Genomic DNA, 26,310 nt, shown 5'->3' with positions numbered 1-26,310 from the left:
GGTCCGGGCCGCTGCCTTGAATGGTCCGGCGGGGTGTTAACCCCGGAGCCTGGTCATCGTGGGGTCGTACAGCGGATCTGCAGTGACCGTGGCCTGGATGCGCCGGCCGAAGTACTCGATCTCAACGGAGTCGCCCACGGAGACACCGGCCGGGAGGTACGCGTAGGCGATCGGTTTGGCGACGGTGTAGCCGTAGGCGGCGCTGGTGACGTAGCCGACCGCCTGGTCCTTGTAAAAGACCGGTTCCTTGCCCAGGACGATGCTCCGGCCGTCGTCGACCGTCAGGCAGCGCAGGTGCCGTGCGGCGTTTTCCTCGGTACGGCCTTCCAACGCTTTCTTTCCGACGAAGGATTCTTTGGCCATCTTCACGGCGAATCCCAAACCGGCTTCCAGGGGATCGTGCTCGGTGGTCATGTCCGTGCCCCAGGAGCGGTAACCCTTTTCAAGACGCAGCGCGCCGAACGCTGCACGGCCTGCCGCGATGACACCGTGAGGCTGGCCGGCCTTCCACAGCGCATCCCAGAGGCGCTGCCCATTGTCTGCGCTTGTGTAGAGTTCCCAGCCCAGCTCGCCGACGTAGGACAGGCGCATGGCCGTGACGTTGACGCCGCCGATGACTACCTCCTTGGCGCGGAAGTAACGGAGACCGTCGTTGCTGAAATCGTCGGTGCTGACGGTGCTGATCAGGTCCCGGGCGAGGGGGCCCCAGAGGCCAATGCAGCACGTGCCGCCCGTCGTGTCGCGCACCTGTACCCAGTCGCTGGCGTTGCCGTTTTCAGTTTGATGGCGGGCTGCCCTATCAAAGTAGGCAGTGTCGATGTTTCCGTTGGCTCCGAGCTGGAAGGTGTCTTCGCTCAGCCGGGCCACGGTGATGTCGCTTCGGATGCCGCCGGCGTGGTCCAGCAGGAGGGTATAGGTGACTGCGCCGGGCTTCTTTGCCATGTCCGCGGTGGTGAGTTCCTGCAGCAGCTTCAGTGCTCCCGGGCCGGAGACCTCGAGGCGCTTGAGCGGAGTCATGTCGTACATGGCCACCGCCGTGCGGGTCTTCCAGGCTTCAGCGGCGGCAATCGGCGAGCTGAACATCCCCGACCAGGCGTCGCGGGCCGGTGGCAGCCAGCTGTCCGGCATTTCCTTCAGCAGCTCCGCGTTAGCTTCGAACCAGTACGGGCGTTCCCATCCGCCGCCCTCCAGGAAGAATCCGCCCAACTGCTTGTGGCGGGCGTGGAACGGGCTCACGCGGAGGTTGCGGGGGGAGAGCTTGGACTGGAGTGGGTGGAGGACGTCGTAGATTTCGACGAAATTCTGCTGGGACGTTTCGCTGACGTACTCCGGGGTCAGCTGGACCTCTTCAAAGCGATGAATATCGCAATCACCCAGATCGATCTCCGACCTGCCGGTGGTCAGCAGTTCGGCAACGGCGCGGGCGATACCGGCAGAGTGGGTGACCCACACGGCTTCGGCGACGAAGAAGCCGTCCAGCTCCTTGGACTCGCCCACCAGGGATCCGCCGTCGGGGGTGAAGGAGAAGATGCCGTTGAAGCCATCCTCGATGTCGCTTTCCCGCAGCGCGGGCAGGATCCGTTTGGTGGCTTCCCATGCCGGGAGGAAGTCTTCCAGGGTGAAATCGAGCCGGGAGGGCATGTTGTGTTCGCTGATCGCGGCGGGTTCAAAGGTGCCGAGTTCGTCAAGGTCCACGGGCATGGGGCGGTGGGCGTAGGAGCCGATGCCGTAGCGTTCGCCGTGCTCGCGGTAGTAAAGGTCCTGGTCCTGGTGTCGCAGGATGGGCAAGGAAGCCCCGTTGGGCAGGTCGTTCTTGCCTTTCAATGCCGGCACCGGTGTGGTCTTGACGTACTGGTGGGCCAAGGGCAGGAGGGGGACGGACATGCCGATCATTTCGCCGATCTTCGCCCCCCAGAAGCCTGCGCAGGAGACCACGATGTCCGCGGGGATAACACCGTCGGACGTCTGGACGCCCGTGACGCGCCGGCCGGACTGTTCAATACCGGTGACCGTGGTGTTGCCCCGGTACTTGACGCCGGCGGCTTCGGTACGTTTGATCAGCAGCTGAACGGCGCGGGCGGCGTTGGCCAGGCCGTCGCTGGGGACATGGAGTCCACCCAGGACGTCCTCCTCGTTCAGGAGCGGGTAGAGCTCCATGCACTCTTCACGCGAAAGCATCTTGCCGTTAATTCCATACGATGCTGCGTATCCGAGCTTCCGCTTCAGGTCCGCGAGACGGGTCTCTGTGGTTGCGACCTCGAGGCCGCCGACCTGGTTGAAGCAGTTGACGCCGTCCTCGGTCAAGGACAATAGCTTTTCCACCGTGTACTTGGCGAAGAGCGCCATGGACTTTGAGGGGTTCGTCTGGAAGACAAGGCCCGGGGCGTGGGAGGTGGAGCCCCCGGGCATGTTCAGCGGCCCTTGGTCCAGGACGGTGATGTTGTTCCAACCCCGGGTGACCAGTTCATCGGCCAGGTTCGTGCCGACGATTCCGGCTCCGATGATGACAATGCTTGGCGTCGATGCCATGTGGTTTCTCCTGCTGATATTCGTGTGTTGTCTCTGCGGGTTTGGTGGTTTCTACTTACCGGAACACGACGGTGCTGGTCCGATCCAGCAGCACACGGTGTTGGCAGTGCCAGCGCACGGCGCGGGACAGTGCCAGTGCCTCCGCGTCCTGGCCAACCGTTGAAAGGGCGCTCGGTCCGTAGCTGTGGTCGACCCTGATGACTTCCTGTTCGATGATTGGCCCCTCATCCAGTTCCGCGGTGACGTAGTGGGCCGTGGCGCCCACCAGCTTGACGCCACGATCGTAGGCCTGGTGGTAAGGGCGCGCACCCTTAAAGCCCGGGAGGAAGGAATGGTGGATGTTGATGGCCCGGCCTGCCAAAGAGCGGCAAAGGTCGTCGGACAGTACCTGCATGTACCGGGCGAGTACGACGAGGTCGATGTTGTGCTCGTCCACCAATTCCAGCAGGCGCCGCTCGGCATCTGCCTTGGTCTCGGGGGTCACCGGGAGGTAGATGAAGGGGACGCCGGCGGCCTCGGCCATGGCCCGGTGGGTTTCATGGTTGGAAACCACAAGGGCGATGTCGCCCCCGAGGCTTCCGCCCCGCCAACGAAACAGCAAGTCGTTCAGGCAGTGGCCGAACTTCGACACCATTACGAGGAGGCGCTGCTTCGTCTCGTCATGAAAGCTGAATTTCATGTCGAAGCGGTCAGCGATCGAACGGAATTCTTCCTCGAGCCCGTCGGGGGTGTGGGCAGAGGGGCCCGAGAATGCCGTGCGCAGATGCAAAGTCTCGCGGAGGCCGTCATCGAACTGCTGGTGTTCCTCGATGTTGAAGCCACGCTCAAAGAGGAACGTGGTGACCGCTTGGACGATGCCTGCGCGTTCGACGCACGACAATGTGAGAACGAACTTCTTCATCGGCTCTTCCGCAAGAACCTCCGACTGGGGCAGCGTGCTGGTAGATGAGTCTGTCGCCATTAGCGTCATGTCTCCGCCTTTAGATATATTCTTAGAATTGTTACTGATATATTAGGTTTGATCTCCAGCGTATACTGGTCATTGGGGGAGGTCAATAGCCTTCTCACTGGAATTGAAAGGGGTCCACGGATGGCTGTCGAAGCCTTAGTGCGTGCTGGTGATGATGCCGCAAGGAGGTCGCTGGCGGATGTGGCCTATGAAAGCATTCGTGACCGGCTGTTGATGCTGGACATCAAACCCGGCGATCTCCTTAATGATGACCAGCTCGCCAAGGACCTTGGCGTGGGGCGGACGCCGGTGCGCGAAGCCTTGAAGCGGCTGGAGCTCGATCGCCTTGTTGTGTCCTACCCGCGGAGGGGAACTTTCGCGACGCGCGTGGAGGTTACTGACCTTGCGTTCATTTCCGAAATCCGTGCGCAGCTTGAACCCCTTGCCGCGTCCCGGGCTGCGCGCGTGGCCACGGCGTCTGCCAGGGCGCAACTGCGCGATGTTATGCGCGCCGTTGAGGCATTCGACGCGGGCGCAGCGTCCGTCGTCGAGACACTGCGGCTGGACGCCAGCGTGCACCGGGGCATCTATGCGGCCGCCGGCAATCCCCACCTTGAAGATGTCCTGATCCGCTACGACAATCTTGCAACACGAATCTGGTGCATGGTCCTGGATCGCCTGCCCGACCTGTCCCGGCACGTCCATGAGCATGTGGACCTGCTCCGTGCCGTTATCGACGGAGATGAGGCGGGCGCCGCTGAACTCGCACGGATCCACGTCAGTGGCTTCGAGCACGCGGTACGCGAAGCTCTTTTCGCCGCCTGACGCGGGCGCCGCCGGCCACGAAGCTAAAGCGCAGCCCGGAAATGGGCGGCGCTTTAGCTCGTTCCGGGGCGCCTTGGTCCGCTGCGTGGCCCCCAGCCCCGCCGGCCAGGCCGGTCGGGAAATCTGTTGACACCCGCCGGCCCCGATAGCATACTTGAGTCACTGAACTAATATATCAACAGGATATTAGAGAGACTAGGAGACATGATGGTCGATGTTCTGACCCGCTCGCTCGCAGAGACCGATTCCCAGATCCACGCCGCTGTGCACCAGGAATTGCTGCGCCAGCAGGGCACGCTGGAGATGATCGCCTCCGAAAACTTTGCGCCGACTGCCGTCATGGAAGCCCAGGGATCTGTGCTGACCAACAAGTATGCCGAGGGCTACCCCGGCAAGCGCTACTACGGCGGCTGCGAGCACGTCGACGTGGTCGAGCAGCTGGCCATCGACCGCCTCAAGTCCCTCTTCGGCGCTGAATTCGCTAATGTCCAGCCCCACTCCGGCGCCCAGGCCAATGCAGCGGCGATGTTCGCCCTCATCCAGCCCGGCGACACCATCCTGGGGCTGAACCTCGCACACGGTGGCCACTTGACACACGGGATGCGAATCAATTTCTCCGGCAAGCTCTACAAAGTGGTCCCGTATGGAGTCGCCGAGGACACCATGCTGATTGACATGGCTGAAGTCGAGCGCCTGGCGGTCGAGAACAAGCCGAAGCTGATCGTCGCCGGCTGGTCCGCTTACTCCCGGCAGCTGGACTTCGCCGAGTTCCGCCGTATCGCGGACCTGGTAGGTGCCTACCTGATGGTGGACATGGCGCATTTCGCAGGCCTGGTGGCCGCGGGGCTTCACCCCAACCCCGTGCCTCACGCCCACATCGTCACGAGCACCACCCACAAGACCCTGGGCGGCCCGCGCGGTGGTGTGATCCTGACCAACGACGCCGGCATCGCCAAGAAGGTCAACTCCGCGGTGTTCCCCGGACAGCAGGGTGGCCCGCTGGAGCACGTCATTGCCGCGAAGGCTGTTGCGTTCAAGCTCGCTGCTGAGCCGTCGTTCCGCGACCGCCAGGAACGCACCCTGGAAGGCGCCCGCATCATCGCAGAACGCATGCTGTCCGCCGACGTTGCAGAGTCCGGCGTGACCGTAGTCAGCGGTGGCACGGACGTGCACCTAGTCCTGGTGGATCTGCGCAATTCGGAACTGGACGGCCAGCAGGGCGAAGACCGCCTGCACCGGATCGGCATCACGGTCAACCGCAACGCCGTGCCCTTCGACCCGCGTCCGCCGATGGTCTCGTCCGGTCTTCGGATCGGCACGCCGGCACTGGCCACGCGTGGCTTCGGGAAGGCAGAATTCACCGAGGTCGCGGACATTATCGCCGCAGCACTCAAGCGCGAGTTCAGCGACGAGACCGTGGCGGAACTCCGGCAGCGGGTTGAAATCCTGGCCGGAAAGTTCCCCCTCTACCCCAACCTCTCCTCTGACGTGACCGAGGTGGCATGATGGCCGATCTGCTTCCGGAACACCCGGAATTCCTCTGGCGCAACCCGGACCCCAAGAAGAGCTACGACGCCGTAATTGTGGGCGGCGGCGGGCATGGCCTCGCCACCGCTTACTTCCTGGCCAAGAACCACGGCATGACCAACATCGCCGTCCTGGAAAAAGGCTGGCTCGCCGGCGGCAACATGGCCCGGAACACCACGATTATCCGCTCCAACTACCTCTGGGACGAGAGCGCGGCCATCTACGAGCATGCGCTGAAGCTCTGGGAAATCCTGCCGGAGGAGCTCGAGTACGATTTCCTGTTCAGCCAGCGCGGCGTGATGAACCTCGCCCACACCCTCGGCGACGTCCGCGAGAGCATGCGCCGGGTCGGGGCCAACAAGCTCAACGGCGTGGACGCCGAGTGGCTGGACCCGCAGCAGGTCAAGGAACTCTGCCCCATCCTGAACATCAACGACAACATCCGCTACCCCGTAATGGGCGCGACCTACCAGCCGCGCGCCGGCATCGCCAAGCACGACCACGTCGCCTGGGCGTTCGCCCGCAAATGCGACGAACTCGGCGTGGACATCATCCAGAACTGCGAAGTCACCGGCTTCGTCAAGGACGGAAACAAGGTGGTGGGCGTCAAGACCAACCGCGGCACCATCAACACCGAAAAGGTCGGCCTCTGCGCGGCCGGGCACAGCTCGGTCCTGGCGGAAATGGCCGGGTTCCGGCTGCCCATCCAGTCCCACCCGCTCCAGGCACTGGTGTCCGAACTCCACGAGCCGGTCCACCCGACCGTGGTCATGTCCAACCACGTGCACGTCTACGTCTCCCAGGCGCACAAGGGCGAACTGGTCATGGGCGCCGGCGTGGACTCCTATAACGGCTACGGCCAGCGCGGTTCCTTCCACGTGATCGAGCACCAGATGGCAGCCGCCGTCGAGCTTTTCCCGATCTTCGCCCGGGCCCACGTGCTCCGGACCTGGGGCGGGATCGTGGACACCACCCTGGACGCCTCGCCCATCGTGGGCACCACCCCGGTGGAGAACATGTTCGTCAACTGCGGCTGGGGCACCGGCGGTTTCAAGGGCACCCCGGCCGCGGGCCTCACCTTTGCTCACACCATCGCCACGGGAACGCCGCACGAACTGAACAAGCCGTTTGCGCTGGAGCGGTTCGAAACGGGCGCGCTGATCGACGAACACGGCGCCGCCGCCGTGGCCCACTAGAAGAGAGTCCGGACATGCTCCTCATTTCATGCCCCAACTGCGGCTCCCGCGACGAGACCGAGTTTCACTACGGCGGCCAGGCCCACGTGGCCTATCCGGAGAACCCTAACGAACTGAACGACCGCGAATGGGCCGAGTACCTGTTCTACCGCGACAACACCAAGGGGGCCTTCGCCGAACGCTGGCTCCACAGCACCGGCTGCCGCCAGTGGTTCAACATGCTCCGCGACACGGTCACCTACGAGATCCAGGCTGTCTACCCCATGGGCGCCGCCCGTCCGGACAAAGCCGGCCCGGCACCTGAGTCCGGCACCGCCAGCACCGCCCCGGACAGCACCACCACCGGGACCGCGGCTCCGGACATCACCGGCACAAGCACAGCCCCCGCCAGCGCCACCGCCCCGGAAGGAGCAACCAAGTGACTTCCCAGAACGCCCGCCTCGACGTAGGCGGACGCATCGACCGCACCATCTCCTGGCGTTTCACCGTGGACGGCGAGGAATTCACCGGCCACCCGGGCGACACCCTCGCCTCGGCCCTGCTCGCCAACGGCCGCATCGCCGCCGGCAACTCCCTCTACGAGGACCGGGCCCGGGGCATCATGTCCGCCGGCGTGGAGGAATCCAACGCCATGGTCAAGATTGCTGCGCGCTTCCCCGGCGACGTGGCCGAGTCCATGCTCCCCGCCACTACGGTCACCCTGGTGGACGGCCTGAAAGCCGAACTGCTCAACGGACTGGGCAAGCTGGATCCGGAGGAGGACCGCGCCGAGTACGACAAGAAGTACGTCCACACCGACGTCCTGGTGATCGGCGGCGGCCCCGCGGGCCTGGCCGCGGCCCGCGAGGCCGTACGCACCGGCGCCCGGGTCATCCTGATGGACGACCAGCCCGAGTTGGGAGGGTCGCTCCTGTCAGGGTCCACGGCTCCCGGTCTGGTCGAGACCATTGAAGGCGAGCCGGCCCTGGAGTGGGTGGCGGACGTTGAAGCCGAATTGGTTTCCGCTGCCGAGTGCACCGTCCTGAACCGCACCACCGCCTTCGGCGCCTACGACGCCAACTACGTCATCGCCGTCCAGAACCGCACCGACCACCTGTCCAGCCCCGCAGCGCCCGGCGTGTCCCGGCAGCGGATCTGGCACGTGCGCGCCAACCAGGTGGTGGTTGCTCCCGGCGCCCACGAACGCCCGTTGGTGTTCGAGAACAACGACCGCCCCGGCATCATGCTCGCCTCGGCCGTCCGCACTTATCTCAACCGGTACGCCGTCGCGGCCGGGCAGCGCGTTCTCATCAGCACCACCAATGACAGCGCCTACGCGCTGGCGGCGGACCTGCAGGCCGCCGGCGTCAAGGTCGCCGCAGTCGTCGATGCCCGTGCCAAGTTCACGGACGTTGCTGCGGCCGCCGTCGAAGCAGGCACCCGGGTGCTGATCGGCAGCGCCGTGGCCGCCACCGCCGACGGAACAGGAACAGCCTCGGACTCCGGCGACGGCCGGCTCAACGCCGTCACGGTCCGCAGCATCAACGACGACGGCGAACTCACCTCCGGCATCGAAGAGGTCCCCTGCGATCTGCTGGCCGTTTCCGGTGGCTGGAGCCCGCTGGTCCACCTCCACTCCCAGCGCCAGGGCAAGCTGCGCTGGGACGACGAGCTCGCCGCTTTCGTGCCGAGCACCGTGGTCCCGAACCAGCAGACCATCGGCTCCGGCCGCGGCAGCTTCGAACTCGAGGACTGCCTGGCCGAGGGCATCTCCGCCGGAGCGTCGGCCGCCATCGCCGCAGGCTTCAGCCCTGAAAATGCTGGCGCAGTCGTCGATCCGCTGGTCTTTTCGGAGCCGAAGGCTTCCGCCCCGACCCGGCAGCTGTGGCTGGTCCCGGGCCAGGAAGGCACGCCGGATGACTGGCACCACCACTTCGTGGACTTCCAGCGTGACCAGTCCGTGGCCGACGTGCTGCGCTCCACCGGAGCCGGGTTGCGGTCCGTGGAACACATCAAGCGCTACACCTCCATCAGCACCGCCAACGACCAGGGCAAAACCTCTGGGGTGAACGCGATCGGCGTCATCGCCGCTGCGCTCCGCCAGGCAGGGGAAGCCTCGCGCGGAATCGGCGACATCGGCACCACCACCTACCGGGCTCCGTTCACCCCGGTGGCGTTCGCGGCACTCGCCGGACGCCAGCGCGGCGAACTGTTCGACCCCGCCCGCGTCACCTCCATCCACCCCTGGCACGTCGCCCAGGGTGCCCTGTTCGAGGACGTCGGGCAGTGGAAGCGCCCCTGGTACTACCCGCAGGCGGGGGAGGACATGGACGCCGCGGTCCTCCGCGAGTGCGCCGCCGTCCGCGACTCCGTGGGCTTCATGGACGCCACCACGCTGGGCAAGATCGAAATCCGCGGCAAGGACGCCGGTGAGTTCCTCAACCGGATCTACACCAACGCCTTCAAAAAACTCGCCCCGGGTTCCGCCCGGTACGGCGTGATGTGCATGGCAGACGGCATGATTTTCGACGACGGCGTGACCCTGCGTCTCGACGAGGACCGCTACTTCATGACCACCACCACCGGCGGCGCCGCCAAGGTGCTCGACTGGCTGGAGGAATGGCTGCAGACCGAATGGCCTGAACTGGACGTGCACTGCACCTCCGTCACCGAACAGTGGTCCACCATTGCCGTCGTCGGGCCCAAATCCCGCGCCGTTCTCGCAAAGCTGGCACCGGAACTGGCCGCCGACGGCGGTCTCGACGCCGAGGCGTTCCCGTTCATGACCTTCCGCGAAACCACCCTCGCCTCCGGCGTGCAGGCCCGGGTCTGCCGGATCTCGTTCTCCGGCGAACTGGCCTACGAAATCAACATCCCGTCCTGGTACGGGCTGAACACCTGGGAGGCCGTGGCCGCCGCAGGGGCCGAATTCAATATCACCCCCTACGGCACCGAAACCATGCACGTGCTCCGCGCCGAAAAGGGCTACCCGATCGTCGGGCAGGACACCGACGGGACTGTCACGCCGCAGGACGCCGGCATGGAATGGGTCGTGTCCAAAGCCAAGGACTTCATCGGCAAGCGCTCCTACGCCCGCAAGGACGCCGGCCGCACCGACCGGAAGCACCTGGTCAGCGTCCTTCCCGTGGACGGCACAATCCGGCTGCCCGAAGGCACCCAGCTGGTGGAAAAGGGGATTGCCACGAACCCCGCCGACGGCCCGGTCCCCATGCAGGGATTCGTGACCTCGAGCTACCACAGCGCCGCGCTGGGACGTTCCTTTGGGCTGGCACTGATCAAGAATGGCCGCAACCGCATCGGCGAGACCCTCGTGGCCGCCGCCGGCGACCAGCTGGTTGATGTCGTTATCGCAGAAACCGTACTTTTTGACCCCGAAGGGACCCGCAAAGATGGCTAAGACAGCAGCACTGACAGGCATCAATGGACTCCAGGACATCCGCCGCAGCCCCGCCTCCCACCTGACCGACGCGCTGGCGGCCGGCTCCGTACCGGGCAAGGTCGTCCTCACCGAAGGCCCGTTCCAGACCATGGTCGGAGTCCGCGTGGACCCCCGCTCCGAGGAAGGATCCCGGATCGCCGCCGTGACCGGCGGACTGCCGGTGCGCTGCGGCGAAGTGACCGGCACGGACGGCATCAGCGTCCTCTGGCTTGGACCGTCCGAGTTCCTGGTGGTGGCACCGGAAGCTGCCCACGATTCCCTGGGCGGCAACCTCATCGGATTCCTCGTGGAAGCACTGGGCGACGCCCCGGGCCAGGTGGTGGACCTCTCCGCGAACCGCACCACGTTCGAGCTCTCAGGCCCGCAGGCCCGGGCCGTTCTGGAAAAGGGCTGCGCCCTTGACCTGCACCCCCGCAGCTTCACCGCGGGAACAGCCCTGAACACCGAGGTGGGCAACATCCCGGTGGTCCTTGAGAAAACCGGGGAGGAAAGCTTCCGGCTCTTCCCACGCGCCTCCTTCGCGGAGTTCCTGGGCCGGTGGCTCCTCGATGCAATGCGCGAGTACGACTCGCCGGAGGTCCCCTGATGGCGCTTAGCGTCCTGGATCTCTTTTCCGTTGGCATCGGGCCCTCGTCGTCACACACGGTCGGCCCGATGCGGGCGGCAAAGCTGTTCGCCGACGGACTCAAGGGCGACGGCCACCTGAGCGCCACCAAACGCGTCCAGGCTGAGTTGTTCGGTTCCCTCGGTGCGACCGGGCGGGGCCATGGCTCGGACAAGGCAGTGGTCCTGGGCTTCACAGGGCTGGACCCGGAAACCGTGGACACCGCCACGGCTGATGACCAGGTGGCCGCCGCAGCCCTTGACGCGGAACTGTGGGTGTGCGGGGACCACCGGGTGGATTTCAACTGGGACGAGGACGTGGTGCTGCACCGGCGCAAGTCCCTCCCAGCCCACCCCAACGGCATGACCTTCCGGGCCCTCGACCACGGCGGGGCCGTCCTGAGCGAACGGAGCTTCTACTCCATCGGCGGCGGCTTTGTGGTGGACGGCGACGCCGACGCCGGCGACCGCGTGGTGGCCGACGCTACAGTCCTCCCCTTCCCGTTCACCACCGCCGACCAACTCCTGGAGATCTGCAAGCGCGAGGACATGTCCATCTCCGACGTCATGCTCGCCAACGAACTCGTCTGGCGCAGCGAAGCGGAACTCCGTGAGAAGCTGCTGGCACTCTGGGCAGTCATGCGCGAATGCGTGGACAACGGCTGCGCCGCGGAAGGGATCCTTCCCGGCGGACTGAACGTCAGGCGCCGGGCGCCGTCGTTATTCCAGACCCTGACCGCGGACACAGGCGTCACCGATCCGCTGCGGGCCATGGAATGGGTGAACCTCTTCGCCCTCGCCGTCAACGAGGAAAACGCCGCGGGCGGGCGCATCGTCACCGCACCCACCAACGGCGCGGCGGGAATCGTCCCCGCCGTCCTGCACTACTACGTGAAGTTTGTTCCCGGCGCCAACGACGACGGCGTGGTCCGGTTCCTCCTTGCGGCGGCCGCCGTCGGAATCCTCTTCAAGATCAACGCCTCCATCTCCGGAGCCGAAGTGGGCTGCCAGGGCGAGGTGGGCTCGGCATGCTCCATGGCGGCCGCCGGGCTCTGCGAGGTCCTCGGCGGCACCCCCGCGCAGGTGGAAAACGCCGCGGAAGTGGGGATCGAACACAACCTCGGGCTGACCTGCGATCCGGTGGGCGGCCTGGTGCAGATCCCCTGCATCGAACGGAACGCCATCGCCAGCGTGAAGGCCATCAACGCCGCGCGGCTGTCCCTGCACGGGGACGGCAGCCACAAAGTATCCCTCGACAAAGCCATCAAAACCATGCGGGAGACAGGAGCGGACATGAAAACCAAGTACAAGGAAACCTCCCGCGGGGGTCTCGCCGTCAACGTCATCGAGTGCTGAGCCCTGAAGTGCCCGTTGCTCCAAGCGTGAACAAGCACCCAGGCAGATACGAACACGTCAACATCGCCGGCAGCAACCGCGTCAAGCGCGGCTGGTAGCGGATTATGTGGGATACGAGCCCGGGCCGGACCTCGGCTGGACGCGGGCCGCGCAGCGCCTGGGCCCGGCTGACGGGCAACACGGTGGAGGTGTGGCTTTTAGGGGAGCACATCGTGACCGGCGTCGTGGAACAAGCCGCTGACGACGGATCCGTCCTTTGGATTGCGGCCGCCGGAGCCAGCACGCGAAAGCTCTTTGATAAGCCGACCGGATATAACGTCCTGGCCGAGTACACCTAGCCGCCCAGGGAGTGCTACTTCCACCCGCAAGCAGTCTCCCGGGTGGAGGCGCGGTGGCGCGCGACTGCGCGCTGGAGCAGGGCGTCCTGTCAGCGGGATGCACCGTCACGATTTTGGCCATATTCTGGCCAAGTGATTACAAACACCATGAAGTCAGGCCAACAGGGCGAACAGATTGACAGGCAGGCGCGCATTCTCGAAGCGGCACTGGAGCTGCTGTCACGCCACGGCATCTCAGGTGTCAATATGCGCGCCGTGGCCCGGGAAGCCGGCGTCGCACTCGGGCTGGTGAACTACTACTTCGAAGACAAGATGAGCCTCATCCGTGCGGTCTTGCATCAGATCGACGAACGCGATGTCAAGCTGGTCGCCCCCGATCCGGCATCGCCCCCCGACGGGCAGCTCCAGAAGGCTCTTCGCCGCCTTGCGGACCCGGAATTCCTCACCACCGAACATCTGTCCCTGCGCCTCCACCTCTGGGCTCTCGCGCAGGCCCATGAAGACTTTGCGCTGATTAACGCGGCGGCCTTCGAACGGTACCTCAGTGGACTCGCGGCGCTGATAGGTAATGCGAAACCTGAACTTTCCAGTGATGAATGTAGGGTGCGGGCGGCGGACATTGTTGTCGTGCAAAACGGGATGTGGCTGACAGCGCTCCTGGGCGTGGACGAGTCCTCCATCCAAAGGAGCATCGCCCGTACTGAGGAGATCGCCTTCGCCGCCTAGCGGTGGGATTGCCCAGGCATTCCGTGAAGGCGCCAGCGCCTTCCAACGACGCTAGGACCCTTCAAGCTCGGCCACCGCGCGGCCGCCAGTCCCTGGCGCGTACCGGGCCGCCGTAGCCCTTGAACGTAACAAACAAACTTTTTTGAACACTTGTCCAGTAGTGCTATTGAACACTTGTTCAAGTTACATTACTGTTCAGCGGTATGACCTACACCACACCAGTGACGTCTTACGGTTTCTCCGGAGCGCCACGGTGTACCGCCAGTTCCCGGAAGCAGGATCACCGGCCCTGGGCGGAAGATCTGCGCCAGGCAGAAGGAGAGTTTGCAGCATGACAAAAACCAACTACGACTACGTCATCGTCGGTGGCGGAAGCGCGGGGTCCGTGCTTGCCAACCGTCTGAGTGATGGAGGCCAGAGCAGCGTCCTGGTCCTCGAAGCGGGGCGGAGTGACTACCCCTGGGACCTCTTCATCCAGATGCCCGCCGCGCTGACCTTTCCCAGCGGCAATCCTTTGTACGACTGGCGATACCAGTCGGACCCCGAGCCTCACATGGGCGGCCGTCGGGTAGCGCACGCACGCGGCAAGGTACTGGGCGGCTCCAGCTCAATCAACGGCATGATCTTCCAGCGCGGAAACCCGCTCGACTACGAACGCTGGGGCGCGGACGCCGGGATGGAAACCTGGGACTTCGCGCATTGCCTGCCGTACTTCAACAGGATGGAAAACGCGTCCGCCGCGGACCCGGACGATGAGCTGCGAGGGCACTCAGGCCCCCTCGTGCTGGAACGCGGCCCGGCCACGAACCCCCTGTTCCAGGCTTTCTTCGCCGCCGCCCAGGAAGCCGGGTACCCGCTGACGGATGACGTCAACGGTTACCGCCAGGAAGGCTTCGCGGCATTTGACCGCAACGTCCACAAAGGCCAGCGGCTCTCGGCGTCCCGCGCCTACCTCCGGCCTAATTTCGGCCGGGACAACTTGACCATCCTGACCCGGGCCTTGGTCACCAAGGTCAACTTCACGGGCAACGTGGCTACCGGCGTCACTTACCGCCGCAATGGCAGGACCCACCAGGTGAACGCAGGCGAAGTGATCCTCGCAGGCGGCGCCATCAACACCCCACAGCTGCTCCAGCTCTCCGGCGTTGGAGATGCGACCCACCTGAACTCCCTGGGCATCAACTCCGTTGTCAACCTGCCCGGCGTCGGCGAAAACCTCCAAGACCACCTCGAGGTCTACATCCAGCACGCCTGCACCCAGCCGGTCTCCATGCAGCCTAACCTTGACCTGTGGCGCTACCCGCTGATCGGGCTTCAATGGCTGCTGGGCCGGACGGGACCGGCAGCCACCAACCACTTCGAGGGCGGCGGCTTCGTCCGCTCCAACGAGGACGTTGCGTACCCGAACCTGATGTTCCATTTCCTTCCGGTCGCAGTCCGCTACGACGGCCAGAAGGCCGATGCCAAGCACGGCTACCAGGTGCACATCGGCCCCATGTACTCCGACTCCCGCGGCACCCTCAAGATCACGTCCACTGATCCCACCGTGCACCCGTCCATGGTGTTCAACTATCTCTCCACGGACCAGGACCGCCGCGAATGGGTTGAGGCCGTTCGAGTTGCCCGTGACATCCTGGGCCAGTCCGCCATGGACCCCTTCAGCGGGGGCGAGCTGTCTCCAGGCCGGGCCGTGCAGACGGACGCGGAGATCCTCGACTGGGTTGCCCGCGACGCCGAAACAGCACTCCACCCGTCCTGCACTGCGAAGATGGGCCCCGATTCCGATCCCATGGCTGTCGTGAACCCGCTTGACATGACCGTGCACGGCACCAGGGGCCTCCGCGTGGTGGACGCCTCCGCCATGCCCTATGTCACCAACGGCAACATCTACGCGCCTGTCATGATGCTCGCTGAAAAGGCCGCCGACCTGATCGCCGGCAATGCACCGTTGGCGCCGCAGCACACGGAGTTCTACCGGCACGGCGTCAGCCCGTTGGAGCGTAACGGCAACGCCGCCCCTGCGACCAGGGGCTAGGAATGACGGATGCACACACCAGAAGGAGAGACAATGACTGCCACAGCTGAGCAAGTCCATCAGGCCGGGAAATCACGGGATCCCATCAAGGGCCTTTACATCGGCGGAGCCTGGCAGCAGGCGTCCGACGGCGGCACCACCTCCGTGCGCTGCCCGGCAGACGGTCACGAAGTGGCAGTGGTCGTGTCGTCCACCATCGAGGATGCCGAGCGGGCGATCGCCAGTGCACGGGCAACGTTCGATGGCGGCCCGTGGCGCAAGCTCACAGATATCGAGCGGGGTAGCGTGCTGCTGCGCGTGGCCGACCTGCTTGAGCGGGACAAGGCCGCCTACGCCCAGGCGGAGGCGCTCGACACCGGCAAACGCCTCGTCGAGGCCGAGTACGACATAGACGACATTGCTGCCTGCTTCCGTTACTACGGAAAGATCGCAGGCCTCGACGCCGGCCGGGTGATCGACACGGGCCGGCCCAACGCCATCAGCCGCGTGGTCTACGAGCCGCTCGGTGTCTGTGCCCTCATCGCACCGTGGAACTACCCGCTCCTCCAGGCTGCATGGAAGGTGGCGCCGGCACTCGTCGCCGGAAACTCGTTCGTGCTGAAGCCCAGCGAGCTCACACCGTCTACCTCGATCCTGCTCATGGAAACCCTCGAAGAGGCAGGCGTCCCTGCCGGCGTCGCCAATCTCGTCACCGGACCCGGCTCGACGGTGGGCGGCCCACTCAGCTCCGACCCGCGCGTCGACCTCGTCTCCCTGACCGGAAGCCTGGCGACAGGCCAGACGATCATGGCCGCGGCCGCGGCGACAGTGAAGAACGTCGCCTTCGAACTCGGCGGGAAGAACCCGAACGTCGTCTTCGCGGACGCCGACTGGGACGCCGCCGTCGACAACGCCCTGACAGCCGTTTTCCTGCACTCCGGGCAGGTCTGCTCGGCAGGGGCGCGGCTCGTCGTCGAGGAGTCGATTGCAGACCGCTTTGTGGCCGAGATCGTGGAACGGGCGAAAAAGATCCGGATGGGCGGGCCGTTCGATCCCAACGCCGAGACCGGGCCGCTCATTTCCGCCAAGCACCGGGACCAGGTCCACGCCTACGTACAGGCCGGCATTGCGGAGGGCGCCGAGCTGCTGTGTGGCGGCTACATCCCTGACGAGGGACCGCTCGCCGACGGTTACTTCTACCCGCCCACCGTCCTCGGCAACTGCCGCTCCGGCATGAGCGTACTGCGCGAGGAGTCATTCGGCCCGGTGCTGACCATCGAGACGTTCCGGACCGAGGATCAGGCCACCGCAATCGCGAACGATACAGAGTACGGCCTGGCCGGCGCGGTATGGACATCGGACGCCTCCAAAGCGCAGCGCGTCGCCGGCGCCCTCCGGCACGGAACCGTGTGGATCAACGACTACCACCCGTACGTACCCCAGGCCGAGTGGGGCGGCTTCGGGAAGTCCGGGATCGGCCGCGAACTCGGCCGGGCGGGCCTCAACGAGTACCGCGAGGCAAAGCACATCTGGCAGAACATCCAGCCTGCGCCCAGCGGCTGGTTCGGCGCGGCTCCGGCTCCGAAGGAAACGGGGGAGGGCACAGCCAACTAGGCAACAGCAGTGGGGAAACAGCCGGGCGTCACAACGGCGCGGCGCCCGGTCGCTTGGTTTCATCTGCGTCCAGACCGGCCGCAAATCACCACCATCGTGCTTTTCTGACTTAGGAGTTCAATTGATAGAACCCAGCAAGAGTACTGATTCAAGCGGCATGGACCAGTTCGGCTATGCCCAGACCTTGGACCGAAGCATCGGCAAGTTCGCCAGCTTCGCGGCCGGAGTCAGCTACATCTCCATCCTTACCGGCGTTTTTCAACTCTTCTATTTCGGTTTCGCGATGGCCGGCCCGGCCTACGCCTGGTCCTGGCCGCTTGTCTTCGCCGGGCAGCTGATGGTGGCTTTATGTTTCGCCGAACTGGCAGGGCGTTACCCTGTGGCCGGTTCGGTCTACAACTGGGCCAAAAGGCTCTCCTCCGGCACCTTCGCCTGGCTGGCCGGGTGGCTGTTGTTAATTTCCTCAATTGTGGCCCTGGGCGCCGTGGCACTGGCCCTCCAGCTCACCCTGCCCCAGATCTGGTCCGGGTTTCAGATCATCGGTGACGGCACCGGCACCTACGACTTCGCCCTCAACGGGGTACTGCTGGCGAGCATCATGATCGGCATCTCCACCCTCATCAACGCCTTCGGGGTGAAACTCATGACCAAGATCAACAGCGTAGGCGTCCTCGTTGAACTTGTTGCCGCGGTGTTGCTTATCCTCGCACTTGCATGGCACATGGTCCGAGGACCCGGGGTCCTCTTCGAAACCACCGGGTTTGGGGCGGACCACCCCTTGGGCTTCTTCGGAGTGTTCATCATCGGCGCCATGGCATCGGGCTACGTGATGTACGGCTTTGATACTGCCAGCTCCCTCGGCGAAGAGACGAAGGACCCGAAACGCACGGCACCCAGGGCCATCCTGCGGGCGATCACCGCGTCCTTTGTGCTGGGCGGACTGATCTTGCTCACCGGACTCCTCGCGGCCCCGGACCTAAATGATCCCAAGCTGGGCTCCGCTGACGGCGGCCTGCAATACATAGTGCTCTCCGTGCTGGGTGGTCCCTTCGGCAAAGCCTTCCTGCTGTGCATCGTGGTAGCCGTCATGGTCTGTACACTGGCCGTCCACGCCGCCGCCATCCGCATGATGTTTGCAATGGCACGGGACAACAACCTTCCCTTCAGCCGCCATCTGGGCAAGGTACACCCCGTACGGAAGACCCCAACGGTCGCCGCCATCGTGATCGGAATCATCGCGATCATCCCGCTGATCGTGAACGTTTCCCAGCCCGCCATCTTCACCATCCTCTCCAGCATCAGCATTGTCCTGATCTACCTTTCCTACCTGCTGGTGACCGTGCCCATGCTTCGGAACCGCCTGGCCAAAAAGTGGCCGCTGCCTGATGACGGCACCGAGCCCGGCTTCAGCCTGGGCAAATGGGGACTGCCGGTGAACATCCTCGCGGTCCTGTGGGGCGGCGCCATGACACTGAACCTCATTTGGCCACGCCCGGAAATTTACAACTCCGTGCCGCCATTCGAGTGGTACCTGCAGTGGGGCGGGGTTCTCTTCGTCGCCGCCGTCACCCTCACCGGCGTCCTGATGTACCGACTGAAGCTCCGGCACCAGACGGGTGTCCTCGCCGGGCATGCAGCCGCAACCACAGCACCTCCGTCGCTGGGCTCCGCCGAGACGAAATCGGAAGTGCCCATTAGCGTGATGTAACGGCCCGGTCCCCGGGCGTGTTGTTCCCGGACGTGAGGCGGCCATCGCGTGAGGAGTTTTCACGCGATGACCGCACTTATGTCCTTGACCTGTCCGTTTCGCGTCCGAGCAACTCGAGCTGGCCTCCCCGGATCTGATGCTATCCATGCTGACAGCGTTCATCAACGCGCTGTTGAGCGCAGAGGCCGACGCGGTCTGCGCGCCGAATACGGTGCCCGTTCCGAGGCCCGCACCAACTCCCGGAACGGGTACCGGCACCCGCACTGGCACTCTGGACGTCGCTATCCCAAACTCCGGCAGGGGTGCTATTTCCCGGACTGGCTACTCGAGCGCCGACGCCGGGCCGAGGCCGTCCTGACGACCGTGGTCGCGTACTACTACCTGCTCGGGGTGAGACCCGACGGATGGAAAAATTCGTCGAATCCTTGGGCCTCACCCGGCCCTCCAAGTCCCAGGTTTCGGTCATGGCCGCGGACCTCGATTCCCAGGTCGAGGCGTTCCGGACCCGCCCGCTGGATGCTCGCCCGACGTTTGTCGCCGCCGACGCCCTCGTCCTGGGCTAATCATTCGGCGACGGTCTGTGCGTGGCTGATCTCTGCTCCCGGCTTCGGCAGGTCAACGCGCAGTGTGGCACCGAGGTGGGTGTCGATGAGTGTGTTCCAGACGAGGGCTTCGCGGGGCTATCGGGACCCGGTAATGCTGGTCACCATCGAGCACAACCGCTACCGGGCAGCGACTTAAGATCCATGCCATCAACTTGACTCAGCCTGCGAAGCCCGTAGCCGTAACTCCCTTAGAACAGCGGCCAGGGCACCGCCGACATCTCACCGCTTGGAGCCGGAAACCGCCCTGCCAAAGGAGTACTGGCCGAGCCAGTACCACCGAGCACGGTAGCGCCGTCATGGCGCGGGCCGAAACACCTGGACTGGTGAGCCCAAGCTTAGGGCAGCGGCCAACGCAGCGCTTTGGGTGCCCCACTTCTGCAAGGGCGGCCAGTAAGAATCGGTCATGCCGCTACGAACCCTTTCAACTATGAGATGTTCGGAAAGGAGGAACGAACAACCATGACCCATGTTGACTCCCAAACTGTGCAATGCCACCGCGGTCGGTATCTGATAGCAGTTGTCACCGACGCTTCGGAGAACATTGGGCCAGAGCGGGGCCACTTCACGCAAAGCGTGCAACTACCGTGGCCAGAACGGTCACGGCAGACTCCTGGGCTCGGCAACAAAGTGGGCAAAAAGGGGGTGTGCACAATGTGCACACCCTGGGCTTCGGATCGGGTCGTACCGGTGCCGGACTGTGCCGGATTGCGGAGGTTGGTCGGGGGAGTGGCGGGAATTCAAGGGCCGGAACCCGGTTCGAGTCCCACCTCGGGCACAGTGTTTCCGCAGGTCAGGGGCCTTTTAGGTGTTTTTTCGTGTGGACAGTGTCCACACTCTCGCCTCTGATCTGATGTTCCGGGTGTGTGGGGTCCCGGATAGACCTATTCGGTTGTGTAGGGGAGTAGCTCTCTACGGCGGGCCGGGTACCGCCCTGCGGGGCCTCTTATGGGTTTTCATACTCGGTCGTCCTTCCGTCGGGTTTTCGCTTTCACCACTTCATGGTGGCTAGGGCCGCTCACAACATGACTTGCTGAATATTTTTGGATTGACCCAGGGGTTGCGGCCGTTCGGGAATTTCCGCTCTGATGCCTGTTCATGCAGGAACACGGGGGGGGAACGGCATGACATGGCAATCATGAGCTCGCTGAGCCTGGCCAGTCGGTAGGCGGGGCCGGCCTCGAACCAGGGCTCAACACGCGCCTGCACAACCGCGAAAACAGGCGGCCCGCAGTGCAAGCGAGTATGGAAAATGACAAGTTCCTCGGCCCTCCCTACGCCATCTCAAAAGGGGCCCAACTGTCTGAGTAATTGATCGTATTTGAGATGCATGGGGAGACGACCGCACTCCGCTGCCGACTGGGCTTCAACCCTGCAGTCATGTCAACTTGATTCAGAACCACCCACGATGTTGCTGACCTATTTGGTCGTCGTAGCGACGGATGACCCATCCACGACACCCTCACCGCAGACCTGCACACGCTCCTCGAGGCACTCGAGCTCACCGACACGACCCTCGTCGGATTTTCCATGGGCGGCGGTGAAGTGGCCCGGTACTTCACCAAGTACGGTACCGACCGGGTGCGCAGCGTCGTTTTCGCCGCGGCCGTCCCCCCGTACATGATGCGGGGCCAGGACAACCCGGATGGGCCTCTCACCAAGAACGCAGCAGCCGAGATGACTTCTGGCCTGACGAACGACGAAGACTCCTTCTACGACGATTGCACCCGGCAATTCTTCTCCGTCAACGGGGACCGAGCAGCAGCGTCAGGAAGCCCTCCGGCTCTGCAAGCAGGCTGACAAAAAGGCGGCGCTGGCCTGTATGGAAGCTTTCGGCACAACCGACTTCCGCGACGACCTGCATAAGGTCACAGTCCCGGCCCTCGTCCTGCACGGCGACGGCGACGGCACCGTGCCCTTCGAAGGATCCGGTGCCAGGACCCACGCAGCCCTGCCCGGGAGCGACCTGCACGTTCTCCACGGCGCACCGCACGGCTGCAACGTGAGCCACCCCGATGAGTTCAACCAGGCACTGCTGACGTTCCTACAGAAATAGGGGCCCGGCGCTACAGCGGGACATCATTGCAGCGAGGCAGGGTGAGGCGGCCACAAAGGCCACCTCACCCACTTCTTACTCGATTCCGGAGACCAGATCAATCTTCTACCCGGGCGACGCCGGAGGAGCATGATGGGCTCTGGGAGAAGGCGAGAGCCCTGCGTGACTTGCTGCGGCATTCCTGTTTCCATCACGTCTGGGGCCAAAGAGTCGTGTGGTTCAGGTGCATAGCAGCGCAGCACACACCCGAGCGTTGGCGCGTTTGACGACCACGTAGAGGGCCCGGATGCTTCCTTCCGTCACGCGGCTCTTCATCAAATCGCCCACACCGGGTGATATCTCGGATCCGCTGTTATGGCCTGCATCAGGGCCACCGCGATGCACGTCAGCGCCGCCGGTTTGCTGATGCAGGGCGTGGGCAAGACGGCGCCCGGGCGTCGGCGCTTTCAAGGCACCGGATACCGGGCCATCACTTTGCGAGTCCACGTCGGGCAGTCCGCAAGTGCAGGGGTGACGAATAGGGTCTGTGGGTAGTTTCCTGATAGGCGCGCCATTCCGGCGTGCGGAGGACACGTCCCCGGAAAAGGCATTGTCATGAGAACGATCAAGCGCATTTTGACCGCAGCAGCCACCTTGTCGTTGGTGGCCATTACTGGATGTGCCACCCAGGAAGGAGGGCCTTCCGCCGCGCCGCCCGCCACCAGTTCCTCTGCCCCGTCAGCTGATGGAGCTGCCTCGGCCGGTGAGGCTGTCGTGACCATCAGGGGCTTCGCGTATGAGGTTCCGGCGTCGGTGAAGCCGGGGGCGATGGTGACGGTGACGAACGCGGACAGCGCCCCGCACACCCTGACGGCCAAGGCCAAGGGCGGTTTCGACGTCGAAATCCCGGGCGGTGCAACGGCGAGCTTCCGGGCGCCGGATGTCCCCGGTGAGTACGGTATTATTTGCAGCTTTCATCCGCAGATGACGGGGACGCTGGTCGTGAAATGAACCGGACAATACTGAAACTGCAAGCACGGTCTTTATGGCTGCTGCGTATCGGTGGCGCGGCCGGCCTGGTGGTCAGTGCCGTGGTCCATCTCCAGCTCGCCCCGGGCTATCAGCAGGCCGCGCCGGGCGGTCTCGGGCAAGGCACCTTGTTTTTGATCCAGGCCGGGGCAGCGGGCCTGGCCGCGGTGTTGGTGCTGCTGAAAAATTCACGGGCGGCTTTCGCGGCTGTCGCCGTGGTTGCGTTGTCGTCCCTGGTCGCGGTCATCCTGTAGCGGTACGTCCAGGTCCCTGCTATTGGGCCGCTGCCTTCGATGTATGAACCGGTCTGGTACGCGGCCAAGGTCATCACGGCGGTGGCCGAAGCGGCCGCGGGCGGCCTGGCTCTGGCAGGGTACGCCCTGCTGCACAAGACCCGGTCCGGATCAGGGCCAGCTGCCAGGGGCCGCCGCCGGGGGCTTCAACGGCCTGACCGGACGGGGTTACCTGCCACGGAATAGCGTCTCTGCTGCCCGCCCGCCGGTGGCCTGCCCGAAAAATGAGAGCCGTGCCACATATTCACCCATCCTTGTCCGGTTTCGTTCCGAAGTACCAGTGGCCCCTCTCCGGGGTGCGAACATCCCACGCTCGTGAATGAGGAGATTTTCCTATGAAGAAGACACTTCGCCTTATGGCGGTCCCCACCCTGGCCTTGGCCGCCATTGCCCTGTCCGGTTCCCCTGCGATGGCAGCGGACCAGTCCTACCAGTCCACCCTGGGCCAGCTCAACGGCAGCAAAGGCTCGGGCACCATCACTGTTGATGTCAAGGGCAACCAGGCCCACGTTGTCCTGAAGGTCTCCGGCATGCCCGCGACGTTCATGGACGCCCCGTACCCGCACGTCCAGCACATCCATGGCGGAGCCCAGGGCGTCTGCCCGGCGCCCTCGGCCGATAAGGACGGCGACAAGGTCGTCTCCACCACCGAAGGCGCTCCGTTTTACGGCGCCATCGTCACCACCCTATCGACCAGCGGTGACACCAGCCCCGCAGCGGGCCTTGATCTTAAGGTCGGCGGCCAGGGTGCTGCCTACACCGTGGACCGCACGTTCGAGCTGAACGCCGAAACCAAGGCAGCTCTGGAAGCAGGCACCGCCGTCGTGGTCGTCCACGGCCTTGACCCCGCCAGCCTGAGTGCGGCAGGGCAGGCCGCCAAGAGCGACCTTGCCCCGACGCTTCCGCTGGCCGCCACGTCCCCTGCCCTGTGCGGGACGTTGAAGGCCGGGCAGATGAAGGTGCCGGCCGGCGGCGCTGACACCGGTGTCAGCCAGGAAACCGGTACCGACACCGGGGCCCTCGCCGTCGGTGGCGGCCTGGCCCTGGTCGCACTTGCCGGCGGAGCCTACGTTGTCCGCCGCCGCAGCGCCGGTTCAGCAGCCTAAGCACCGGCTGACCGGATCACCACTGTGACACTCATGAATTCCGGCCGCCGCGGGGGCCTGCGGGCCTCCACGGCGGCCGGGGTTCTGCTCCTGCTGACCCTGGCTGGCTGCGGTGCGGGAAACAACGAAACGCTGGACGTCGGCTCCCCACCTTCCGCTTCCGCCGCGGCGGCCACCCCCGCCGCGCCCGGTTCCGACGTGCAGGCACCTCCCCCCTCGGGTCCGGCCGCCGCGCCTCCCGTGGCAGAGCCCGCGGTGCTGACCCGATCCGAGCCGGTGACCCTTGAAATCCCGGCCATCGGCGTGCGAACCGACCTCCTTAAACTTGGACTCCGCGAGAACGGTTCCCTGGAAGTTCCCCCCACCGGAAGCGGAGCGCCCGCCAGCTGGTACGACGGTTCCCCCACGCCCGGAGAACGAGGACCCTCGGTGATGCTGGGCCACGTGAACGCTGACGGTGGCGCCACCGGGGTGTTCGCTGACCTCCGAAAGCTCACACCAGGCACCGATATCAATGTCTCCCGAACGGACGGCAGCATCGCCGTGTTCACCGTTGACCGCGGCGCCAAGTACAGCAAAAACAACTTTCCTACCCTCGAGGTCTACGGCAACACCCCCGGCGCTGAGCTCCGGCTCATCACGTGCGACGGCTACGACCCCGCCACCAAACTCTTCGACGACAATTACGTCATCTACGCCAAACTCAAAGCCTGACAACGGCCGCTGACCCGGAAAATGCGGCGGCCAGGATGGAAAAGCTGTGAAATACCGCAAGCCACTAATTGCCTCCTTGGCCATGTCCGCTCTGCTGCTATCAGGCTGCGCCGCGTCCGCCAGCGTGGTGCCATCGAACGCGCCGCCGACCTCACCCGCAGCTGCATCTGAAACCGGTCAAACCGGCAGCCACGGCGGCGAGCATCACAGCCAGGGATCGGCCCCACCGAATGCGACGCCGGACGGTCCCAGCGCCGCTGCCCTGATGGTATGCGGCGACCAGCCAATGGACAGGCTCACATCCATCCTGGACCTGGACTCAGACCCGCACACCGTCAACGACTGGGCCGACAATACCTTCACCTGCACCTACCACCTGGCCGAAGGGCCACTGGAAATCTCCGTCCAGGAAGCTGCGGACAAGGCATCGGCACTGAAATACTTCGACGCGATGCAGGCCCTGGCAAAAGACGCGAAACCCATCGAAGGCCTGGCGAACCTCGGATTCCCGGCCTACGAAACCGCCGACGGATCAGCCGTTTTCCAAAAAGACAACTTCGTCCTGCACGTGAACGCCTCCGGCCTGCCCCCCATTTTGGGACCAGACGGCATCACCAGGAACGCTCTGGCCTACCAGCTCTCCACCACCATCCTCGCCTGCTGGATCGAACACCCCTGACTCACCTCCTCAGCACGTCACCGCGGACGGGCCCCACGAAAGGTTCATCATGAAGTCAAACATCAGAACAACCTGGACAATCGGACTCGCAGCAATAGCCTTGTTCGCCCTCTCCGGCTGCGGGAACGCAGTCATGCCCGGTTCCGGCACGACGTCAGCACCAGCAGGAACAGCGCAGCCAACATCAGCTCCATCCACCACCACTGAACCTGTTCCCTCGACCTCCAGCCCGGGCTCTTCGTCCGCAGCTGCTTCGGCGGAGATACTGATCAAGGGCTTCAAATACCAGGGCGCGGAAACCGTGAGCCCCGGAGCGACGGTCACCGTCACCAACGAAGACATCGAAGCGCACACCATCACCGCGGACACCGGCAACGCGTTCGACGCCATTATCAAAGTCGGCACCGGCACCTTCACCGCCCCAACCGAACCAGGGACCTACGCCTACCACTGCAACTTCCACGGCAACATGAAAGGCACCTTCACCGTGAAATAGGAGCCACAAGAGATCCCGCCCGGCGGGTCCTTTTACAGTCGCTGCCGGCGGGGCTCCGTAGTCCTCAGAGGTCCGAGCGGGTCCGCCTGGCGTCGCGGCGGGACGGCAGGCCACACCGCATGCGCGGCGCCATCAGGGCACGGACTAACAGGGGCTAAAGATATCGTTCTTTAAGGCGCTGCTGGTGGGCCATGACATCCTTGGGCTAGCTGGCAATAACGAACGGCACGGCAACGATGACGAACAGCAGATAGCAAATACAGAGGTTGCTGTCGTCTCGGCCGTAGCGAGCATCAGGAAGGCCACCATTTTTGATTATGGCAGTTTGAGTGGGGACCGGTTCTGCAGTTTGAGTTGAGCCCACTTCGCGGCTCGCCGGTTGTTGAATCGCAGTTTCAGCCGCGGGCAGGACCCGGTTGCAGCCGCGGTTGTACTTCTCCAGGGCAAAGTCAAGCAGTCGGAGCAACGCCGGGGGTTTAGGCTGCGTGCAGCAGCTGGTTCAGCCGGTTGGCTGGGGTCTCGAGGTTGAGGG

At 64.6% G+C, this 26,310-nt stretch carries 23 protein-coding genes and 1 pseudogene; 21 read left to right on the top strand and 3 right to left on the bottom strand.

What is annotated here, in order from left to right:
- Window positions 1–36: 36 nt before the first annotated feature.
- Both ACZYZ3_RS14255 and purU read right to left on the bottom strand, forming a co-directional pair.
- Entirely contained in the window at window positions 37–2,529 is a 2,493-nt protein-coding gene (locus ACZYZ3_RS14255) for a GcvT family protein (RefSeq protein WP_463964465.1), read from the bottom strand.
- Window positions 2,530–2,584: 55 nt separating this feature from the next.
- Window positions 2,585–3,499, bottom strand: a complete 915-nt coding sequence (gene purU / locus ACZYZ3_RS14250; RefSeq protein WP_463964464.1) for a formyltetrahydrofolate deformylase — start codon at window positions 3,497–3,499, stop codon at window positions 2,585–2,587.
- 120 nt (window positions 3,500–3,619) lie between these two features.
- Here purU and ACZYZ3_RS14245 point away from each other — a divergent pair, with 120 nt between their 5' ends.
- The 21 genes and pseudogenes from ACZYZ3_RS14245 to ACZYZ3_RS14145 all read left to right on the top strand — a co-directional run bounded on the left by ACZYZ3_RS14245 (window position 3,620) and on the right by ACZYZ3_RS14145 (window position 25,778).
- Window positions 3,620–4,303 carry a GntR family transcriptional regulator gene (locus tag ACZYZ3_RS14245; RefSeq protein ID WP_463964463.1) on the top strand — a complete coding sequence of 228 codons (684 nt, stop codon included), beginning with the start codon at window positions 3,620–3,622 and terminating at the stop codon, window positions 4,301–4,303.
- Between the two features lie 207 nt (window positions 4,304–4,510).
- Window positions 4,511–5,809 (top strand): serine hydroxymethyltransferase, encoded by a 1,299-nt coding sequence (gene glyA, locus ACZYZ3_RS14240; protein ID WP_463964508.1) that lies wholly within the window; start codon window positions 4,511–4,513, stop codon window positions 5,807–5,809.
- Complete coding sequence (locus tag ACZYZ3_RS14235) at window positions 5,806–7,026, top strand: sarcosine oxidase subunit beta family protein (protein ID WP_463964462.1); 1,221 nt, start codon at window positions 5,806–5,808, stop codon at window positions 7,024–7,026. The genes glyA and ACZYZ3_RS14235 overlap by 4 nt, the downstream gene beginning before the upstream one ends.
- Window positions 7,027–7,040: 14 nt before the next feature.
- On the top strand, window positions 7,041–7,448 hold the full coding sequence (locus ACZYZ3_RS14230) for a sarcosine oxidase subunit delta (RefSeq protein ID WP_463964461.1): 408 nt from the start codon (window positions 7,041–7,043) through the stop codon (window positions 7,446–7,448).
- The gene (locus ACZYZ3_RS14225; RefSeq protein ID WP_463964460.1) at window positions 7,445–10,423 is read left to right on the top strand and encodes a 2Fe-2S iron-sulfur cluster-binding protein; all 2,979 of its coding nucleotides are present in this window, start codon (window positions 7,445–7,447) and stop codon (window positions 10,421–10,423) included. Before ACZYZ3_RS14230 ends, ACZYZ3_RS14225 begins: the two co-directional genes overlap by 4 nt.
- Window positions 10,416–11,051, top strand: coding sequence for a sarcosine oxidase subunit gamma (locus tag ACZYZ3_RS14220; RefSeq protein WP_463964459.1), 636 nt, complete (start codon window positions 10,416–10,418; stop codon window positions 11,049–11,051). Before ACZYZ3_RS14225 ends, ACZYZ3_RS14220 begins: the two co-directional genes overlap by 8 nt.
- A complete protein-coding gene (locus ACZYZ3_RS14215; protein WP_463964458.1) occupies window positions 11,051–12,424 on the top strand; it encodes an L-serine ammonia-lyase in 1,374 nt (457 codons plus the stop codon). Before ACZYZ3_RS14220 ends, ACZYZ3_RS14215 begins: the two co-directional genes overlap by 1 nt.
- A gap of 104 nt (window positions 12,425–12,528) precedes the next feature.
- Complete coding sequence (locus tag ACZYZ3_RS14210) at window positions 12,529–12,762, top strand: hypothetical protein (RefSeq protein ID WP_463964457.1); 234 nt, start codon at window positions 12,529–12,531, stop codon at window positions 12,760–12,762.
- Between the two features lie 132 nt (window positions 12,763–12,894).
- Complete coding sequence (locus ACZYZ3_RS14205) at window positions 12,895–13,488, top strand: TetR/AcrR family transcriptional regulator (protein ID WP_463964456.1); 594 nt, start codon at window positions 12,895–12,897, stop codon at window positions 13,486–13,488.
- A 331-nt stretch (window positions 13,489–13,819) separates the two neighbouring features.
- Entirely contained in the window at window positions 13,820–15,523 is a 1,704-nt protein-coding gene (gene betA, locus ACZYZ3_RS14200) for a choline dehydrogenase (RefSeq protein WP_463964455.1), read from the top strand.
- A 33-nt stretch (window positions 15,524–15,556) separates the two neighbouring features.
- A complete protein-coding gene (locus ACZYZ3_RS14195) occupies window positions 15,557–17,116 on the top strand; it encodes an aldehyde dehydrogenase family protein (protein ID WP_463964454.1) in 1,560 nt (519 codons plus the stop codon).
- A 157-nt stretch (window positions 17,117–17,273) separates the two neighbouring features.
- Entirely contained in the window at window positions 17,274–18,824 is a 1,551-nt protein-coding gene (locus ACZYZ3_RS14190; RefSeq protein WP_463964507.1) for an APC family permease, read from the top strand.
- A 118-nt stretch (window positions 18,825–18,942) separates the two neighbouring features.
- Window positions 18,943–19,381: pseudogene (locus ACZYZ3_RS14185) on the top strand (transposase); the annotation flags it as partial.
- 1,494 nt (window positions 19,382–20,875) lie between these two features.
- The gene (locus ACZYZ3_RS14180) at window positions 20,876–21,226 is read left to right on the top strand and encodes an alpha/beta fold hydrolase (RefSeq protein WP_463964506.1); all 351 of its coding nucleotides are present in this window, start codon (window positions 20,876–20,878) and stop codon (window positions 21,224–21,226) included.
- Window positions 21,227–21,248: 22 nt separating this feature from the next.
- On the top strand, window positions 21,249–21,482 hold the full coding sequence (locus tag ACZYZ3_RS14175; RefSeq protein ID WP_463964453.1) for an alpha/beta fold hydrolase: 234 nt from the start codon (window positions 21,249–21,251) through the stop codon (window positions 21,480–21,482).
- A 594-nt stretch (window positions 21,483–22,076) separates the two neighbouring features.
- Window positions 22,077–22,472: a cupredoxin domain-containing protein gene (locus ACZYZ3_RS14170; RefSeq protein ID WP_463964452.1), complete on the top strand. Its 396-nt coding sequence runs from the start codon at window positions 22,077–22,079 to the stop codon at window positions 22,470–22,472.
- Complete coding sequence (locus tag ACZYZ3_RS14165; RefSeq protein WP_463964451.1) at window positions 22,469–22,744, top strand: hypothetical protein; 276 nt, start codon at window positions 22,469–22,471, stop codon at window positions 22,742–22,744. Before ACZYZ3_RS14170 ends, ACZYZ3_RS14165 begins: the two co-directional genes overlap by 4 nt.
- A 374-nt stretch (window positions 22,745–23,118) precedes the next feature.
- Complete coding sequence (locus ACZYZ3_RS14160) at window positions 23,119–23,889, top strand: hypothetical protein (RefSeq protein WP_463964450.1); 771 nt, start codon at window positions 23,119–23,121, stop codon at window positions 23,887–23,889.
- A gap of 24 nt (window positions 23,890–23,913) precedes the next feature.
- A complete protein-coding gene (locus ACZYZ3_RS14155) occupies window positions 23,914–24,603 on the top strand; it encodes a class F sortase (protein WP_498049687.1) in 690 nt (229 codons plus the stop codon).
- Between the two features lie 286 nt (window positions 24,604–24,889).
- Entirely contained in the window at window positions 24,890–25,282 is a 393-nt protein-coding gene (locus ACZYZ3_RS14150; protein WP_463964449.1) for a hypothetical protein, read from the top strand.
- A 49-nt stretch (window positions 25,283–25,331) separates the two neighbouring features.
- Window positions 25,332–25,778: a cupredoxin domain-containing protein gene (locus ACZYZ3_RS14145; protein WP_463964448.1), complete on the top strand. Its 447-nt coding sequence runs from the start codon at window positions 25,332–25,334 to the stop codon at window positions 25,776–25,778.
- 205 nt (window positions 25,779–25,983) lie between these two features.
- Here the strand turns inward: ACZYZ3_RS14145 and ACZYZ3_RS14140 are convergent, their stop codons facing one another.
- Entirely contained in the window at window positions 25,984–26,244 is a 261-nt protein-coding gene (locus tag ACZYZ3_RS14140; protein ID WP_463964447.1) for a hypothetical protein, read from the bottom strand.
- Window positions 26,245–26,310: the final 66 nt, after the last annotated feature.

The sequence above is a fragment of the Pseudarthrobacter linnaei genome, assembly GCF_055412825.1.
The sequence above is the reverse complement of the archived record's forward strand: the minus strand, read 5'-3'. Positions and strand labels throughout refer to the sequence as shown.